This window comes from Streptomyces sp. NPDC107521 (assembly GCF_055598485.1).
Genome location: NZ_JBVKAT010000007.1, coordinates 49,513 through 65,522, shown reverse-complemented (window position 1 = coordinate 65,522; position 16,010 = coordinate 49,513). Strand labels below are relative to the sequence as shown.

Genomic DNA, 16,010 nt, shown 5'->3' with positions numbered 1-16,010 from the left:
GTGGGATGCACGGAGCGAGCCGCGAGGCTCTGGCCGCCGCCCGGGAGCGTCTCGACGCGCTGACGGACTCCACCTCGGTGGACCCCGCCACGCTCGCCGACGAGCTGGCCGCCGTCACCGCGCTGCTCGACCGCGAGGTGTCGCTGCGTCGGGTCCTGACCGACCCGGCGCAGGGCGGCGAGGCCAAGGCCGAGCTGGTCCAGCGGCTCCTCTCGGGGCAGGTCGGCGGCCCGACCGTCGACCTGGTGTCCGGCACGGTGCGCTCCCGCTGGTCGCAGTCCCGCGACCTGGTGGACGCGCTGGAGGAGCTGGCGAACACCGCCGACCTCACCGCCGCGCAGAAGACGGGCCGTCTCGACGGCGTGGAGGACGAGCTGTTCCGGTTCGGCCGGATCGTCGCCTCCAGCACCGAGCTGCGCGCCGCGCTCACCAACCGGTCGGCCGGTGCCGCCGCCAAGAGCGAGCTGCTGCGCAGCCTGCTCGGCGGACGCGCGGACGCCACCACGGAGCGTCTGGTGACGCGCCTGGTGACCGCCCCGCGGGGACGTAGCCTGGAAGCGGGACTCGAGTCCCTGTCCCGGCTCGCCGCCGACCGCCGGGACCGCATGGTCGCCGTCGTCACCTCGGCGGTGCCCCTGAGCGACGGGCAGAGGCAGCGCCTGGGCGCCGCCCTCGCCAAGCTCTACGGGCGCCGGATGCACCTCAACCTCGACGTGGACCCCGGGGTCCTCGGCGGGATCCGGGTGCAGGTCGGTGACGAGGTGATCAACGGCTCCATCGCGGACCGTCTCGAGGACGCCGGCCGCCGCATGGCGGGCTAGCGCCCCCGCGCGGCAGCACAACAAGCAGTAGGTACTTACGACGGCCCTGGTTGGGCCGTGCAGAGGATTCACCTCTTATTGGGGGGAGTCCCGAAACGTGGAATACCCCCCAAGTGAAACTTCGGGCCCAACAAGGAGAGCAGGGAACTCAGATGGCGGAGCTCACGATCCGGCCGGAGGAGATCCGGGATGCGCTGGAGAACTTCGTCCAGTCGTACAAGCCGGACGCGGCCTCGCGCGAGGAGGTCGGTACGGTCACCCTTGCCGGCGACGGCATCGCCAAGGTGGAGGGTCTTCCCTCGGCCATGGCCAATGAGCTGCTGAAGTTCGAGGACGGCACCCTCGGCCTCGCCCTCAACCTCGAGGAGCGCGAGATCGGTGCCATCGTCCTCGGTGAGTTCAGCGGCGTCGAGGAGGGCCAGCCGGTCACCCGTACCGGCGAGGTGCTGTCGGTCGCGGTGGGCGAGGGTTACCTCGGCCGCGTCGTCGACCCCCTCGGCAACCCGATCGACGGCCTCGGCGAGATCGAGACGGAGGGCCGCCGCGCCCTCGAACTGCAGGCCCCCACGGTCATGCAGCGCAAGTCGGTGCACGAGCCGATGGAGACGGGCTACAAGGCCGTCGACGCCATGACCCCGATCGGCCGCGGCCAGCGCCAGCTGGTCATCGGCGACCGCCAGACCGGCAAGACCGCCCTGGCCGTCGACACGATCATCAACCAGCGCGACAACTGGCGCACCGGCGACCCGAACAAGCAGGTCCGCTGCATCTACGTCGCCATCGGCCAGAAGGGCTCCACCATCGCGTCGGTCCGCCGCGCGCTGGAGGAGAACGGCGCGCTGGAGTACACGACCATCGTGGCCGCCCCGGCGTCCGACCCGGCCGGCTTCAAGTACCTGGCCCCCTACACCGGTTCGGCCATCGGCCAGCACTGGATGTACGAGGGCAAGCACGTCCTCATCGTCTTCGACGACCTGTCGAAGCAGGCCGACGCCTACCGCGCCGTGTCGCTGCTGCTGCGCCGCCCGCCGGGCCGCGAGGCCTACCCCGGCGACGTCTTCTACCTGCACTCCCGTCTGCTGGAGCGCTGCGCCAAGCTCTCCGACGAGATGGGCCGCGGTTCGATGACCGGTCTGCCGATCGTGGAGACGAAGGCCAACGACGTCTCGGCGTTCATCCCGACCAACGTCATCTCCATCACCGACGGCCAGTGCTTCCTGGAGTCCGACCTGTTCAACGCCGGCCAGCGCCCGGCCCTGAACGTCGGCATCTCGGTCTCCCGCGTCGGTGGCTCCGCCCAGCACAAGGCCATGAAGCAGGTCTCCGGCCGGCTGCGCGTGGACCTCGCCCAGTTCCGTGAGCTGGAGGCGTTCGCCGCCTTCGGTTCCGACCTGGACGCCGCGTCCAAGTCCCAGCTGGAGCGCGGTCAGCGCATGGTCGAGCTGCTGAAGCAGGACCAGTACCAGCCGATGGCCACCGAGGACCAGGTCGTCTCCGTCTGGGCCGGCACCACCGGCAAGATGGACGACGTGCCGGTCGTGGACATCCGCCGCTTCGAGAAGGAGCTGCTGGAGCACCTGCACCGCCAGGAGCAGGGCCTCATGACCTCCATCCGCGAGGGCGGCAAGATGTCGGACGACACCCTGCAGGCCGTCGCCGAGGCCATCGCCGCGTTCAAGAAGCAGTTCGAGACCTCGGACGGCAAGCTGCTCGGCGAGGACGCCCCGTCCGCCGCCAAGTGACGTAAGGAAGGGACCTGACTCATGGGAGCCCAGCTCCGGGTCTACAAGCGTCGCATCCGATCCGTCACCGCGACCAAGAAGATCACCAAGGCGATGGAGATGATCGCCGCCTCGCGCGTCGTCAAGGCGCAGCGCAAGGTGGCGGCCTCCACGCCGTACGCGCAGGAACTGACCCGCGCGGTCACGGCGGTCGGCACCGGGTCGAACACCAGGCACCCGCTGACCACGGAGGCGGAGAACCCGTCCCGTGCCGCGGTCCTGCTCCTCACGAGCGACCGCGGTCTGGCCGGCGCCTTCAACTCCAACGCCATCAAGGCCGCGGAGCAGCTCACCACGCGCCTTGAGCGCGAGGGCAAGCAGGTCGACACGTACATCGTCGGCCGGCGCGGCGTCGCCCACTACAACTTCCGTGAGCGCACGATCGCGGAGTCGTGGACGGGCTTCACCGACGAGCCGGTCTACGGGGACGCCAAGCTGGTCGCGGGCCCGCTGATCGAGTCCATCGAGAAGGACACGGCGGACGGCGGGGTGGACGAGCTCCACATCGTCTACACCGAGTTCGTCTCGATGATGACCCAGACGGCGGTCGACGCCCGGCTGCTGCCGCTGCGTCTCGACGAGGTGGCGACGGAGTCCGGGGCGAAGGGCGAGATCCTTCCGCTCTACGACTTCGAGCCGTCCGGCGAGGACGTCCTCGACGCCCTGCTGCCGCGCTACGTCGAGAGCCGGATCTACAACGCGCTGCTCCAGTCGGCGGCCTCGAAGCACGCCGCCACGCGGCGCGCGATGAAGTCGGCCACCGACAACGCGGGCGAGCTGATCAACACGCTCTCCCGTCTTGCCAACGCGGCCCGCCAGGCCGAAATCACCCAGGAAATCAGCGAGATCGTCGGTGGCGCCAGCGCCCTGGCCGACGCGACCGCGGGGAGTGACAACTAATGACCACCACTGTTGAGACCGCGGCGGCCACGGGCCGCGTCGCCCGGGTCATCGGCCCGGTCGTCGACGTGGAGTTCCCCGTCGACGCGATGCCGGAGATCTACAACGCCCTGCACGTCCAGGTCGCCGACCCGGCGAACGAGGGCGAGCTGAAGACGCTGACCCTGGAGGTCGCCCAGCACCTGGGTGACGGCCTGGTCCGCACCATCTCCATGCAGCCCACCGACGGTCTGGTCCGCCAGGCCGTGGTGACCGACACGGGCTCGGCCATCTCGGTCCCCGTCGGTGACTTCACCAAGGGCAAGGTGTTCAACACCCTCGGCGAGGTCCTGAACGTCGACGAGGACTACGACGGCGAGCGCTGGCCGATCCACCGCAAGGCGCCGAACTTCGACGAGCTCGAGTCGAAGACCGAGATGTTCGAGACCGGCGTCAAGGTCATCGACCTGCTGACCCCGTACGTCAAGGGCGGCAAGATCGGTCTGTTCGGCGGCGCCGGCGTCGGCAAGACGGTGCTCATCCAGGAGATGATCTACCGCGTCGCCAACAACCACGACGGTGTGTCGGTGTTCGCCGGTGTCGGCGAGCGCACCCGTGAGGGCAACGACCTCATCGACGAGATGAGCGAGTCGGGCGTCATCGACAAGACCGCGCTGGTCTTCGGCCAGATGGACGAGCCGCCGGGCACCCGTCTGCGGGTCGCGCTGGCCGGCCTCACCATGGCCGAGTACTTCCGCGACGTCCAGAAGCAGGACGTGCTGTTCTTCATCGACAACATCTTCCGCTTCACCCAGGCGGGTTCCGAGGTGTCGACCCTGCTCGGCCGCATGCCCTCCGCGGTGGGCTACCAGCCGAACCTGGCCGACGAGATGGGTCTCCTCCAGGAGCGCATCACCTCGACCCGCGGTCACTCGATCACCTCCATGCAGGCGATCTACGTCCCCGCGGACGACCTGACCGACCCGGCCCCGGCCACCACCTTCGCCCACCTCGACGCGACGACGGTGCTCTCCCGTCCGATCTCGGAGAAGGGCATCTACCCGGCCGTGGACCCGCTGGACTCGACGTCCCGCATCCTCGACCCGCGGTACATCGCGGCGGACCACTACAACGCCGCGATGCGCGTGAAGAACATCCTGCAGAAGTACAAGGACCTGCAGGACATCATCGCGATCCTCGGTATCGACGAGCTGGGCGAGGAGGACAAGCTCGTCGTCCACCGTGCCCGTCGCGTGGAGCGCTTCCTGTCCCAGAACACCCACGTCGCCAAGCAGTTCACCGGCGTGGACGGTTCGGACGTGCCGCTGGACGAGTCGATCACCGCGTTCAACGCGATCTGCGACGGCGAGTACGACCACTTCCCGGAGCAGGCGTTCTTCATGTGCGGTGGTATCGAGGACCTGAAGAAGAACGCGAAGGAGCTCGGCGTCTCCTGAGCCGTGCGTTCGTCGTGAGCCCTCCGGGGCTCGCACCGGAGGGGGCGGGTACGTCCCGCCCCCTCCTTCACGCCCATTAGACTTGTAACCAACACCCGGCTCCACGGCCGGGTGGTGACCCGAGGAGCCACCTTGGCTGCTGAGCTGCACGTCGCGCTGGTCGCGGCCGACCGAGAGGTCTGGTCCGGCGAGGCCACCCTGGTCGTCGCGCGCACCACGTCCGGCGACATCGGCGTCATGCCCGGTCACCAGCCGCTGCTCGGTGTGCTGGAGTCGGGCCCGGTGACCATCCGTACGAGCGGGGGAGGGACGGTCGTCGCCGCGGTGCACGGCGGTTTCATCTCGTTCGCGGACGACAAGCTGTCGCTGCTGGCCGAGATCGCCGAGCTGTCGGACGAGATCGACGTCCAGCGTGCGGAGCGGGCGCTCGAGCGCGCGAAGTCGGAGACCGACGCCTCCGCCGAGCGTCGTGCGGACGTCCGTCTGCGCGCGGCGGCGGGGCGCTGAACCACAGCACTGTGCTATAGCGTCGTACCGTGACGTCACTCAGCCGCGGCTGGGACCGGAGCCATCCGGACCCGGCCGCGGCTGAGGCAGATCCGGGTGTTTTTTCCGTTCCGTTACCAATTGGACGAGGAGGTCGGTGCCGATGATCCTCGCTCTGACTGTGTGCGGAGTCGTCATCGCCCTCGTGGTGGTGGGGCTGTTCGTCTTCGGCCTGCGCCGCAGGCTGATCCAGCGCTCGGGCGGCACCTTCGACTGCTCGCTGCGCTGGGACGCGCCCGGCCAGGGCGACGCCGGCAAGGGCTGGGCGTACGGGGTGGCCCGCTACAACGGCGACCGCGTCGAGTGGTACCGGGTCTTCTCCTACTCCCCGCGCCCCCGCCGCGTCCTGGAGCGTTCCGCCATCGAGGTCGCCGGCCGCCGTCTTCCCGACGGCGAGGAGGAACTGGCCCTGCTCTCCGACGCGGTCGTGCTCACCTGTCTGCACCGCGGCACCCGCCTCGAACTGGCCATGAGCGAAGACGCGCTGACCGGGTTTCTCGCGTGGCTGGAAGCAGCCCCGCCCGGTCAGCGCGTCAACGTCGCTTGAACGATCTTCAGTTGTGGTGCCAGGAGCTAGCCGTGCTCAGCTGCCGTGGAGTCAGGACTTCAGTCCGCTGTCCATGGCCGCCACGAGCTCGCCGTTCGCGGTGTCACCGCTGAACTCCCAGAAGAAGGCGCCGCCGAGCTTCTGCTGGTTGGCCCAGCTCATCTTCGCCTTGATGGTGGCGGGGGTGTCGTAGGACCACCAGTTGGTGCCGCACTTGGCGTAGGCGGTACCGGCGATGGTGCCGGTCGACGGGCAGCTGTTCTTCAGGACCTTGTAGTCCTCGATGCCGGCCTCGTAGGTGCCGGGAGCGGCGCCGGTGGCGCTGCCGCCCGGGGTGGCCTGCGTGACGCCGGTCCAGCCGCGGCCGTAGAAGCCGATGCCGATCAGGAGCTTGCTGGCCGGGACACCCTTGGCCTTGAACTTCGCCATCGCGTCAGCGGTGTTGAAGCCCTGCTGCGGGATGCCGTCGTACGCGGTCAGCGGCGAGTGGGGAGCCGTCGGACCGGTCTTGTCCCAGGCGCCGAAGAAGTCGTACGTCATCACGTTGTACCAGTCGATGTACTTCGCGGCCTCGCCGTAGTCGGCGGCGTCGATCTTGCCACCGGTGGAGGCGTCGGCGGTGGTGGCCGCCGTGACCAGGTCGCTGCCGAACTCGGCACGCATGGCCTTCATCATCTCGCTGAAGGCGTTCTTGCTGCTGGTCGTGTCACAGTCCAGACCGCAGGCGTTCGGGTACTCCCAGTCCAGGTCGATGCCGTCGAAGACATCGGCCCAGCGCGGGTCCTCGACCAGGGCGCGGCAGGACTTCGCGAAGGCGGTGGGGTTCTTCACAGCCTGCGGGAAGCCGCCGGACCAGGTCCAGCCACCGAAGGACCACAGGATCTTGATCTTCGGGTACTTGGCCTTCAGCTTGCGGAGCTGGTTGAAGTTGCCGCGCAGCGGCTGGTCCCAGGTGTCCGCGACGCCGTCGACGGAGTCGGCGGCGGTGTACGCCTTGTCGTAGTCGGCGTACGAGTCACCGATCGTGCACTTGCCGTTCTGCACGTTGCCGAAGGCGTAGTTGATGTGCGTGATCTTCGCGGCGGAGCCGGAGGTGACCAGGTTCTTCACGTGGTAGTTGCGCCCGTAGACGCCCCACTGGATGAAGTAGCCGAGGTTGACCTTGCTGCCGCCGCCGGTGCCGCCACCGTCGTCGCCGCCGCCACCGGTGGTGGTGACCTTGACGGCGCCGCTGAGCGGACCGGTCTGGTCCGCGGTGTCGCGGGCCTTGATGGTGTACGAGTAGTCCGTGCCCTTGGTGAGGCTGTTGTCCGTGTACGTGGTGGTGTTGACGGTGGCGACCGTCAGCCCGTCACGCAGGACGTCGTAGTTCTTGACGCCCTTGTCGTCCGTCGCCGCCGCCCAGGTGAGCTTCACCGAGGTGTCGGTGATGTTCGAGGCGGTGGGCGTGCCGGGGGCCGAGGGGGCCTCGTCGCCGGGGATGTCGTTGCCGTCGCAGCCGCCGCCGTTGAGCTTGCAGCCGGACGGGTTGCCCGGGCCGGTGCCGTTGAAGCCGAAGGAGACCGACGCCCCGGGGGCGAGGGTGCCGTTCCAGCCGACGTTCTTGGCGGTCCAGTGGGTGCCACTGCTGGTGACCTGGGCGTCCCAGGCCGAACCGACGCTGGTGCCGGCGGGGAAGTCCCACTCGACGGTCCACGAGTTGATCGTCGTGGTGCCGGTGTTCTTCACCGTCCAGTTGCCACCGAAGCCAGTACCCCAGTCCGAGGTCTTGGTGAAGGTGGCGGTCGCGCCCGCGGCCGCCTGAGCGGGACTCGCGAGGCCGACCATGCCGGCGAGGGGGAGAGCCAGGGTCGCGGCCATCGCCGCGGCTCTGTACCTGAAGCGCATGCTGCGCCTCCTTTGTGGGGATGTTGTTGTGGGCATGACTGAGCCTCATGCCCGCAGTGCCGCGAGAATAGAAAGGTCTGGACCAGAGGTCAATAGGTCTGGACCACTGCCGAGGAAACCGGCCGCGAATCCGGCTAGATACCCAACTCCTGCGCGAGCACCGCCGCTTGCACCCGGCTGCGCAGTCCCAGCTTCGCCAGAAGGCGGCTGACGTGCGTCTTCACCGTCGCCTCGGCCATCCCGAGCCGCTCGGCGACGGCCGCGTTCGACAGTCCCCGGCCGAGACAGGAGAGAACTTCCCGTTCACGCCGCGTCAGAGAGTCGAGGACGGCCGGATCGGCTCCGGACCCCCGGCCGGGCCGCGCGGCGAGCTCCGCGATCAGCCGCCGGGTCACCCCGGGGGCGACGACGCCCTCGCCGCCGGCGACCGTCCGCACCGCCGCGATCAGGTCCCGCGCCTCGGCGTTCTTCAGCAGGAAGCCGGCCGCGCCCGCCCGCAGCGCCCCGAAGACGTACTCGTCCAGGTCGAAGGTGGTCAGCACCAGCACGTCGGCCAGCTTCTCCGCGGTGATCAGCCGGGTCGCCGACACCCCGTCCAGCCGGGGCATCCGAAGGTCCATCAGCACCACGTCGGGGCGCAGCTCCCGGGCCAGCTCCACGGCCCGCTCGCCGTCCGCCGCCTCGCCCGCCACCTCGATGTCCGGGGCGCTGCCGAGGATCAGCACCAGCCCGGCCCGGACGGCCGACTGGTCCTCGGCGACGAGTACTCGGATCACGCGGGATCTCCTTCGTCGAGGGGCAGTGTCGCCCGGACCGTCCAGAGGGTGAAGTCCCCCGACGGTGAAGGTTCCGGCCCGGCGCCGAAGCTGCCCCGCAGCAGCGCCACCCGCTCGCGCATGCCGACCAGACCCGCGCCCGAACCGGGCACGCGCGGACCGTCCTCCCCGCCGTACGGGCTGGTCACGCGCACCCGCAGCACCCGCTCCCCGCGGGCGAGCCGCACCCGGACGGGGCCCCGCGCGGCGTGCTTGAGGGCATTGGTGAGCGACTCCTGAACGATCCGGTAGGCGGCCAGCTCGACCGGGGCGGGCAGCCCCTCGCCGTGCTCCGCCTCCAGGGTGACGTCGAGTCCGTTGGCGCGGGCGCCCTCGACCAGCGCGCCGAGCCCGTCGAGGGTGGGCGCGACGGCGGGCCCGCGGTCGTCGGCGGTGTCCCGGAGGAGCCCGATCAGCCGCCGCATCTCGGCCAGTCCGGCGACGCTGTTCTCCCGGATCACCCCGAGCGCCCGCCGGGTGGTCGCCGGATCGTCCAGCGAGAGCGCGGCGGTGGAGTGGATGGCGATGGCCGACAGGTGGTTGGCGACCAGGTCGTGCAGTTCCCGGGCCATCCGGGAGCGTTCCGCGGTGACCGCCTGGACCCGGTCCTTCTCGGCCAGCAGCGCGGTCTGCTCGGCGCGCAGCCGGGCGGTGTCGGCGGCCTCGCGGTGGCTGCGCACGATCAGCCCCGTGGAGGCGGGCGCGAACGACACGATGCCGACCGCCACCCCGATCAGCAGCGCCTCCGGGACCCGCCACAGCGCGTAGGGCACCACCGCTCCGGCGACCGTGAGCAGCCCGGTGATCCAGGGGATGCGGCGGGCGGAGGCGGGCGGTCCGTAAAGCACGGCGGCGTACATCAGATCGGTGTACATCATGATCGTCACCAGATTGCCCCGGGTGACGGTGTCGGCGATCAGGGCGGCCGTGCCGGTCAGCAGGGCGGCCCGGGGCGCGGCGCGGCGCAGCACCTCGCAGCCCGCCGTGACCGCGAGCGGGACCAGCGGCGCCCAGGGGGCGCCGACCAGCACGAGCGGCTCGTCGGCGGGCCGTACTCCCAGGCCGAGGCCCCACAGCAGCAGCCCGCCGAGCAGCCCCGCCGTCGCCGCGTACACGTCGAAGCGGTGCGGGCGGGGGAGTCGTACGGCCATGTCCCCATCCAACACGGGCCCCGCGCCGTCCGCCCGCCCCCCGGGGAGGTCCGGCACTGCATCCTTCGATGTACCCGGGGTTCGTCACCGGCGACGACGCCGCGGCCCGGCGCGCGCGGGAGGCTGGACCGGACGAGGGGAGACCGCCGTGGTCATCGGACTGATCATCGCCTGCGAGGTGGGCTTCTGGGTGCTCCTGGCCCTGGGCCTGGCCACCCGCTACCTGCTGAAGCGGCGCCGCGCGGGCGCGCTCCTGCTGCTCGGCGAGCCGGTCCTGGAACTGGTCCTGTTCGCCGTCACCGCCATCGACCTGCGCGACGGCGCCGAACCGGGCTGGCAGCACGGCCTGGCCGCGCTCTACCTCGGCTACACGGTCGCCTACGGGCGCTACACGCTGCACTGGCTCGACGGGCACGCCGCGCACCGGCTGGCGGGCGCCCCGCGCCCGCCGAAGCCGCCCCGCCACGGGATGGCCCGGGCCCGCCACGAGGGCGGGCTGTGGCTGCGCACCGTGCTGGGCGCCGCGGTGGCCTGCGCGCTGCTCCAGGCCGCCGTCTGGTACGTCGGCGACGCGGGGGACACCGCGTCGCTGCGGAGCTTCCAGGGGACGGCGCTGCAGGCGGTGGCCCTGCACGGGCTGATCGCGCTGTCCTACGCGGTGTGGCCGAAAAAGGCCCCCGCCGACGGCTCCGGGGAGGCCCGGCGCGAGGAGCGGGCGCACCACTGAGGGTGCCGCGGGCGGTCCGGTTGCCGGGCCCGGGGGTCTCCGTCGGGCCTCGGCGACCGTTTCCGGGTCCCCGGAGGGGGCCTCCGCCGGGGTCCGGCGGCCGCTTCCGGGCGGCCGTTCCGCCGGGGGCCTCGGCTGTCGTCGACGGGGCTTCGGCGGGGCCTCCCGGCCGGGCCCCCGGCCGCCGTTGGCGGGGCCTCGGCGGGGCTCGCCCAGCCGGAGCCCCGGCGGCCGTTGGCGGGCCCTCGCAGGGCCGCCCTGCCCCGCCCCTGCCGCCCTGCCCCCACTTGCCGGCCCGGGCCGCCCTGGCCGGTCCGCGCCGCCCTGCACGGTCCGTGCTGCGGCCGGGCCGCGCAGCCCGCTGTGTCGCGCCCGCGATGCCTCAGGTGTGCCCCCGGGGTGTGCCCCCGGGGCTGGGCCTCCCAGGGCTGCGCGTCCTCGGGTCCGCCCCCAGGATCTCCCCCCGGGGCTGCGTCTCCTCGGGGCTGCCCCTGGGGTCTGCCCCCGGGGTGCGTCTCCCGGGTCCGGGCCCCCTCCGAGGTCTGCGCGTTCTCGGGTCCGCACCGGGTCCGCACCCGCTCCGCCGCCCGGCCGGGCTCCGTACCGCGGCCCGGTCCCGGCGTCCCCGTACCCCTTGTGCCGCCGTGCCCCCGGCTTCCCCCCGCCCCCACCGGGCCGCCGCTGACGCGCCCGGGGGCCGTCGGGTGCCGCCGTCCCGGCCGGGGCGCCCTAGCCTGACCGCCGGGAGGAGCGGGCGGAATCCCCCGGGTCGCGGGCCCCGGCGAAACCGCCGGAAGGAATTCCGGCCGCCGGTGTCGAGAACCCGGGACCGGCTCCGTCCCCGTAGTGGAAGCGGCCACCGGGGCCGCACCGGCGAGGAGGACCACCATGGCGAAGTACCTGCTGCTCAAGCACTACCGGGGCGCCCCGTCCCCGGTCAACGACGTCCCCATGGACCGCTGGACGCCCGAGGAGATCACCGCCCACGTCCAGTACATGGCCGACTTCGCGGCCCGGCTGGAGGGGACCGGCGAGTTCGTCGACGGCCAGGCACTCGCTCCCGAGGGCACCTGGGTCCGCTACGGCGGCGAGGGGCGCCCGCCGGTGACCGACGGCCCGTTCGCCGAGACCAAGGACCTGATCGCCGGCTGGATGGTGATCGACGTCGACAGCCACGAGCGGGCCGTGGAGCTCGCCGGGGAGCTGTCGGCCGCTCCCGGCGCTGGCGGACGGCCGATCCACGAGTGGCTGGAGGTGCGCCCGTTCCTGACCGCGCCCCCCGTCGTCACGGAGTGACGTCCCCGATGGACGAAGCACTGCTCCGGAGCCTGACCCCGGGAGTGCTCGCGGTCCTCGTCCGCCGCGGAGCGGGATTCGCGGCGGCCGAGGACGCGGTGCAGGACGCCCTGGTCGAGGCCCTCCGGGTCTGGCCCGCCGACCCGCCGCGGGACCCGAGGGCGTGGCTGACCACCGTCGCCTGGCGCAGGTTCCTCGACGCGGCCCGGTCGGACGCCGCCCGGCGCCGACGCGAGGACCTGGCCGAGGAGGAGCCGTCGCCCGGGCCCGCCCCCGCCGTCGACGACACCCTGCGGCTCTACTTCCTGTGCGCCCACCCGGCGCTGACCCCCTCGTCGGCGGTGGCGCTCACCCTGCGGGCCGTCGGCGGGCTCACCACCCGTCAGATCGCCCGCGCCCATCTGGTCCCCGAGGCGACCATGGCGCAGCGGATCAGCCGGGCCAAGCGCACCGTCTCCACCGTGCGGCTCGACCGGCCCGGCGACATCGCCACTGTGCTGCGCGTGCTCTACCTGGTCTTCAACGAGGGCTACTCCGGCGACGTCGACCTGGCCGCCGAGGCCATCCGGCTCACCCGCGAACTGGCGGCGTCGGCCGACCACCCCGAGGTGTCGGGGCTGCTCGCCCTGATGCTGCTCCACCACGCCCGGCGGGCCGCCCGGACCACGCCCGACGGCAGCCTGGTCCCGCTCGCCGAGCAGGACCGGGGCCGGTGGGACACCGGGATGATCACCGAGGGCGTCGACGTCCTCCGGGCGGCCCTCGCCCGGGACCGGCTGGGCGAGTTCCAGGCCCAGGCCGCCATCGCCGCCCTGCACGCCGACGCGCCCACCGCCCCGGAGACCGACTGGGTCCAGATCGTGGAGTGGTACGACGAACTGGTGCGCCTGAACGACAGCCCCGTCGTCCGGCTCAACCGCGCGGTCGCCGTCGGGGAGGCCGACGGACCGCGCGCCGGCCTCGCCGCGCTCGCGGAGCTGGACCCCGCGCTGCCCCGGTACACCGCGGTCGCGGCCCACCTCCACGAGCGCGACGGCGACCCGGTGACCGCGGCCCGGCTCTACGCCGAGGCGGCCCACCGGGCGCCCAGCCTCGCGGAGCGCGACCACCTGACCCGGCGGGCCGCCCGGCTCAACGCCCGCCGCGCCACCTGACGGGCGCCGGGGAGGGGCGCCCGCACCGGGGGCGGGCGCCCGGGCCCCGGAGAGCGGCGCCGGAAAGCGGCCCCGGAGAGCGGCGCCGGGCCGGGGCACCGGGCCGGGGTGCCCGGGAGCGCGGGGTGCCGCGTCAGCGCTCCCCGCCCGGCACCCACAGCACGTCGCCGACCTCCTTGTTGGCCGTGCGGGCCAGGATGAACAGGAGGTCGGAGAGACGGTTCAGATAGGTCGCCGTGAGCGGGTTCATGGTGTCGCCGTGCGCCTCCAGCGCCGCCCAGGTGGAGCGCTCGGCCCGGCGCACCACGGTGCACGCCTGGTGCAGCAGGGCCGCGCCGGGGGTGCCGCCGGGCAGGATGAAGGAGCGCAGCTTCTCCAGCTCGGCGAGGAAGCGGTCGCAGTCGGCCTCCAGCCGGTCGACGTAGAACTGCTCGACCCGCAGCGGCGGGTACGGGGGGTTCTCGGCCACCGGGGTGGACAGGTCGGCGCCCACGTCGAACAGGTCGTTCTGGACGCGGACGAGGACCTCGGTGACGTCCTCGGGCAGTCCGCCCAGGGCGATGGCCGTGCCGATCACCGCGTTGGCCTCGTTGGCGTCGGCGTAGGCGGAGATCCTGAGGTCCGTCTTGGGGACCCGGCTCATGTCGCCGAGGGCGGTGGTGCCCTGGTCGCCGGTGCGGGTGTAGATGCGCGTCAGATTGACCATGGGCTCAGCGTAGTGACGGCCCGCCCGGAGCGGGCGCCGGTGTGCCGGGCGCCACGCGGCCGGGCGGGACGGGGGAGCGGACCCCCGGCCGTCCCGCCGGCGCGCGGTGCCGTTCGTCCGTCAGATGCCGCAGGAGGACGCGGACCAGTACGGCGACGGGTCGAAGGCCACGTGGGTGTGGGTGCTGTGGCCCGGGTAGCCGGGGCCGAGGATCTCCGAGAAGCCGTGCACCCGGGCCTGGCGGGCGAGGGTGCAGAAGCTCGGCGAGCCGACCAGGTCGGCCGCGTCGCCGTAGAGGTGACGGCTGCCCGCCGCGCCGCCGACGGCGCTGTTGCAGGAGGTGGAGCGGAACCCGCTGGAGATGGTGATCGGCACGTCACCGAGGGCGTGCCGCAGGGCCTCCAGCTTCCACATGGTCTTCAGGGCGTTGGCCTTGGCGGTGGCCGCCGGGACCGCGCCGCCCGCCCAGGTGGAGTTGCACCGGTTGAGCTCGGCGTAGGTGAAGTGGACGGGGGTGCAGTCGTTGTCCTGGAGCGCGTAGATCTTGTTGAAGGTCGCCGGGCCCGCCACACCGTCGGCGGCCAGCCCGTACGCCGACTGGAACTTCTTGACGGCGGCGGTGGTCCGGGCGCCGTACTGGCCGTCGTAGGAGAGCCGCTCGCCGGAGGTGACCCAGCCGGCCACCCGGATCTGGAGCTGCGTCACATCGCTGCCGGAGGCGCCCTGGGAGAGGGTGCGGCCCCAGGTGTAGCAGCCGTCGGCCTGGGCGGTTCCCGCGGTGGCGGCCACACCGAGGACCGAACCTGCCATGACCATGACAAATGAGAGGAGGATGCGTGTCGCGCGTCTGACCATCTGGGTCTCCTGATCGACCGTCGTGGGGGTGGGGTCGTGGCGGCCCCTGGCGGCGGGGCGTCCGGCGACCAGCGTGCGCCACGACGCTACGCGCGTCAACAACTCATGCGTGAACAAAGGTGGTTGGTGGAAGGAACACCGGCGGGGGACCCTTTCGCCGGGCCCCCGTCGTCCGGGCCCGCAGGGGCCCGCCGGGCCCCCGGCCGGACCGTCGGGAGCGGGACGTGACCGGCGTCTCACTGCGTGAGACGTGACACGCGTTACTAACCCGTCCCGCGCCCGGTCGCGAGCGCTAGTGTCCGCGAGTAACAGTCAGGAACAGTCCGTGAGTGTCTCGAAGGGGAGTCGCACAGTGGCACGGAAGCTCGCCGTCATCGGAGCCGGTCTCATGGGATCCGGTATCGCCCAGGTCTCCGCCCAGGCGGGCTGGGACGTCGTCCTGCGCGATGTCACCGACGAGGCGCTGCGCCGCGGCACCGACGGCATCAGGGCGTCGTACGACCGGTTCGTCGCCAAGGACCGGCTCACCGCCGAGGACGCCGGGGCCGCCCTCGCGCGCATCACCCCGACCACCGACCTGGACGCGGTCGCGGACGCCGACATCGTCGTCGAGGCCGTCTTCGAGCGGCTGGACGTCAAGCACGAGATCTTCCGCGCGCTGGACAAGCTGGTGAAGGACGAGGCGGTGCTCGCCTCCAACACCTCCGCCATCCCGATCACCAAGATCGCCGCGGTCACCGGGCGCCCCGAGCGGGTCGTCGGCACCCACTTCTTCTCGCCGGTCCCGATGATGCGGCTCTGCGAGCTGGTGCGCGGCCACAAGACCAGCGACGGGACGCTGGCCACCGCCCGGGAGTTCGCCGAGTCCACCGGCAAGACCTGCGTCGTCGTCAACCGCGACGTGGCCGGCTTCGTGACGACCCGTCTCATCTCGGCCCTCGTGGTGGAGGCCGCCAAGCTCTACGAGTCGGGCGTCGCCAGCGCCGAGGACATCGACCTCGCCTGCAAGCTGGGCTTCGGCCACGCGATGGGGCCGCTGGCCACCGCCGACCTGACCGGCGTGGACGTCCTGCTGCACGCCACGGAGAACATCTACACCGAGTCCCAGGACGAGAAGTTCGCCCCGCCGGAGCTGATGCGCCGGATGGTGGACGCCGGTGACATCGGGCGCAAGAGCGGGCAGGGCTTCTACAAGCACTGACGCCGCGTCCGCACCGTCGACATCACACGCCGGGGTGAATTCGGTATCGGTTCACTCACGGACGGCAACCTCTGGACGTTTCGGCCGGTCAGAGTTTGCATCGCCCGGCCGGGGCCGCGTCATGACCGCGCCACCCGGCCGCGCCGAGAGGCCGTACACGCCGGGACACATTCGCGGAGCACCACGA

The 16,010-nt window shown here is 72.0% G+C and carries 15 protein-coding genes; 10 read left to right on the top strand and 5 right to left on the bottom strand.

All coding sequences use genetic code 11. From position 1 onward, the window contains the following. Positions 1 to 5 precede the first annotated feature (5 nt). The 6 genes from ACZ7LB_RS13060 to ACZ7LB_RS13035 all read left to right on the top strand — a co-directional run bounded on the left by ACZ7LB_RS13060 (position 6) and on the right by ACZ7LB_RS13035 (position 6,031). Positions 6 to 821 (top strand): F0F1 ATP synthase subunit delta, encoded by an 816-nt coding sequence (locus ACZ7LB_RS13060; protein WP_471467716.1) that lies wholly within the window; start codon positions 6 to 8, stop codon positions 819 to 821. 152 nt (positions 822 to 973) lie between these two features. After that, positions 974 to 2,563 (top strand): F0F1 ATP synthase subunit alpha, encoded by a 1,590-nt coding sequence (gene atpA, locus ACZ7LB_RS13055; RefSeq protein WP_471467714.1) that lies wholly within the window; start codon positions 974 to 976, stop codon positions 2,561 to 2,563. Between the two features lie 21 nt (positions 2,564 to 2,584). Next, complete coding sequence (locus ACZ7LB_RS13050; protein WP_471467712.1) at positions 2,585 to 3,502, top strand: F0F1 ATP synthase subunit gamma; 918 nt, start codon at positions 2,585 to 2,587, stop codon at positions 3,500 to 3,502. Then, positions 3,502 to 4,938: a F0F1 ATP synthase subunit beta gene (gene atpD, locus ACZ7LB_RS13045; RefSeq protein WP_471467711.1), complete on the top strand. Its 1,437-nt coding sequence runs from the start codon at positions 3,502 to 3,504 to the stop codon at positions 4,936 to 4,938. Before ACZ7LB_RS13050 ends, atpD begins: the two co-directional genes overlap by 1 nt. A gap of 132 nt (positions 4,939 to 5,070) precedes the next feature. Then, entirely contained in the window at positions 5,071 to 5,445 is a 375-nt protein-coding gene (locus ACZ7LB_RS13040; protein WP_471467710.1) for a F0F1 ATP synthase subunit epsilon, read from the top strand. A gap of 142 nt (positions 5,446 to 5,587) precedes the next feature. Beyond that, positions 5,588 to 6,031: a DUF2550 domain-containing protein gene (locus ACZ7LB_RS13035; RefSeq protein WP_471467708.1), complete on the top strand. Its 444-nt coding sequence runs from the start codon at positions 5,588 to 5,590 to the stop codon at positions 6,029 to 6,031. A 51-nt stretch (positions 6,032 to 6,082) separates the two neighbouring features. On the opposite strand, the gene ACZ7LB_RS13030 is transcribed toward ACZ7LB_RS13035, so the two are convergent. From ACZ7LB_RS13030 to ACZ7LB_RS13020, 3 genes are all read right to left on the bottom strand, one after another. Beyond that, positions 6,083 to 7,918 (bottom strand): glycosyl hydrolase family 18 protein, encoded by a 1,836-nt coding sequence (locus ACZ7LB_RS13030; protein WP_471467706.1) that lies wholly within the window; start codon positions 7,916 to 7,918, stop codon positions 6,083 to 6,085. Between the two features lie 134 nt (positions 7,919 to 8,052). After that, the gene (locus ACZ7LB_RS13025) at positions 8,053 to 8,694 is read right to left on the bottom strand and encodes a response regulator (protein ID WP_471467705.1); all 642 of its coding nucleotides are present in this window, start codon (positions 8,692 to 8,694) and stop codon (positions 8,053 to 8,055) included. Next, positions 8,691 to 9,884: a sensor histidine kinase gene (locus ACZ7LB_RS13020; RefSeq protein ID WP_471467704.1), complete on the bottom strand. Its 1,194-nt coding sequence runs from the start codon at positions 9,882 to 9,884 to the stop codon at positions 8,691 to 8,693. The genes ACZ7LB_RS13025 and ACZ7LB_RS13020 overlap by 4 nt, the downstream gene beginning before the upstream one ends. Before the next feature lie 148 nt (positions 9,885 to 10,032). On the opposite strand from ACZ7LB_RS13020, the gene ACZ7LB_RS13015 reads away from it, so the two are divergent. The 3 genes from ACZ7LB_RS13015 (at position 10,033) to ACZ7LB_RS13005 (ending at position 13,061) form a co-directional block, all read left to right on the top strand. Continuing rightward, the gene (locus tag ACZ7LB_RS13015; RefSeq protein WP_471467702.1) at positions 10,033 to 10,611 is read left to right on the top strand and encodes a hypothetical protein; all 579 of its coding nucleotides are present in this window, start codon (positions 10,033 to 10,035) and stop codon (positions 10,609 to 10,611) included. Between the two features lie 888 nt (positions 10,612 to 11,499). Beyond that, the gene (locus tag ACZ7LB_RS13010; RefSeq protein WP_471467700.1) at positions 11,500 to 11,907 is read left to right on the top strand and encodes a YciI family protein; all 408 of its coding nucleotides are present in this window, start codon (positions 11,500 to 11,502) and stop codon (positions 11,905 to 11,907) included. A gap of 8 nt (positions 11,908 to 11,915) precedes the next feature. Further along, positions 11,916 to 13,061: an RNA polymerase sigma factor gene (locus ACZ7LB_RS13005; protein ID WP_471467698.1), complete on the top strand. Its 1,146-nt coding sequence runs from the start codon at positions 11,916 to 11,918 to the stop codon at positions 13,059 to 13,061. 133 nt (positions 13,062 to 13,194) lie between these two features. On the opposite strand, the gene ACZ7LB_RS13000 is transcribed toward ACZ7LB_RS13005, so the two are convergent. Next, complete coding sequence (locus ACZ7LB_RS13000; RefSeq protein WP_471467697.1) at positions 13,195 to 13,767, bottom strand: cob(I)yrinic acid a,c-diamide adenosyltransferase; 573 nt, start codon at positions 13,765 to 13,767, stop codon at positions 13,195 to 13,197. A 120-nt stretch (positions 13,768 to 13,887) separates the two neighbouring features. After that, on the bottom strand, positions 13,888 to 14,622 hold the full coding sequence (locus ACZ7LB_RS12995; RefSeq protein WP_471468009.1) for a D-Ala-D-Ala carboxypeptidase family metallohydrolase: 735 nt from the start codon (positions 14,620 to 14,622) through the stop codon (positions 13,888 to 13,890). Positions 14,623 to 14,974: 352 nt separating this feature from the next. On the opposite strand from ACZ7LB_RS12995, the gene ACZ7LB_RS12990 reads away from it, so the two are divergent. After that, a complete protein-coding gene (locus ACZ7LB_RS12990; protein WP_471467696.1) occupies positions 14,975 to 15,823 on the top strand; it encodes a 3-hydroxyacyl-CoA dehydrogenase family protein in 849 nt (282 codons plus the stop codon). Positions 15,824 to 16,010 lie beyond the last annotated feature (187 nt).

What these genes read in the sequence shown, in the direction of transcription:
- ACZ7LB_RS13060 (WP_471467716.1), top strand. Translation starts at nt 6, where the DNA reads ATGCACGGAGCGAGCCGCGAGGCTCTGGCCGCCGCCCGGGAGCGTCTC.
- ACZ7LB_RS13050 (WP_471467712.1), top strand. Translation starts at nt 2,585, where the DNA reads ATGGGAGCCCAGCTCCGGGTCTACAAGCGTCGCATCCGATCCGTCACC.
- ACZ7LB_RS13020 (WP_471467704.1), bottom strand. Translation starts at nt 9,884, where the DNA reads ATGGCCGTACGACTCCCCCGCCCGCACCGCTTCGACGTGTACGCGGCG.
- ACZ7LB_RS13005 (WP_471467698.1), top strand. Translation starts at nt 11,916, where the DNA reads ATGGACGAAGCACTGCTCCGGAGCCTGACCCCGGGAGTGCTCGCGGTC.
- atpA (WP_471467714.1), top strand. Translation starts at nt 974, where the DNA reads ATGGCGGAGCTCACGATCCGGCCGGAGGAGATCCGGGATGCGCTGGAG.
- ACZ7LB_RS13035 (WP_471467708.1), top strand. Translation starts at nt 5,588, where the DNA reads ATGATCCTCGCTCTGACTGTGTGCGGAGTCGTCATCGCCCTCGTGGTG.
- ACZ7LB_RS13030 (WP_471467706.1), bottom strand. Translation starts at nt 7,918, where the DNA reads ATGCGCTTCAGGTACAGAGCCGCGGCGATGGCCGCGACCCTGGCTCTC.
- ACZ7LB_RS13010 (WP_471467700.1), top strand. Translation starts at nt 11,500, where the DNA reads ATGGCGAAGTACCTGCTGCTCAAGCACTACCGGGGCGCCCCGTCCCCG.
- ACZ7LB_RS13000 (WP_471467697.1), bottom strand. Translation starts at nt 13,767, where the DNA reads ATGGTCAATCTGACGCGCATCTACACCCGCACCGGCGACCAGGGCACC.
- atpD (WP_471467711.1), top strand. Translation starts at nt 3,502, where the DNA reads ATGACCACCACTGTTGAGACCGCGGCGGCCACGGGCCGCGTCGCCCGG.
- ACZ7LB_RS12995 (WP_471468009.1), bottom strand. Translation starts at nt 14,622, where the DNA reads ATGGTCAGACGCGCGACACGCATCCTCCTCTCATTTGTCATGGTCATG.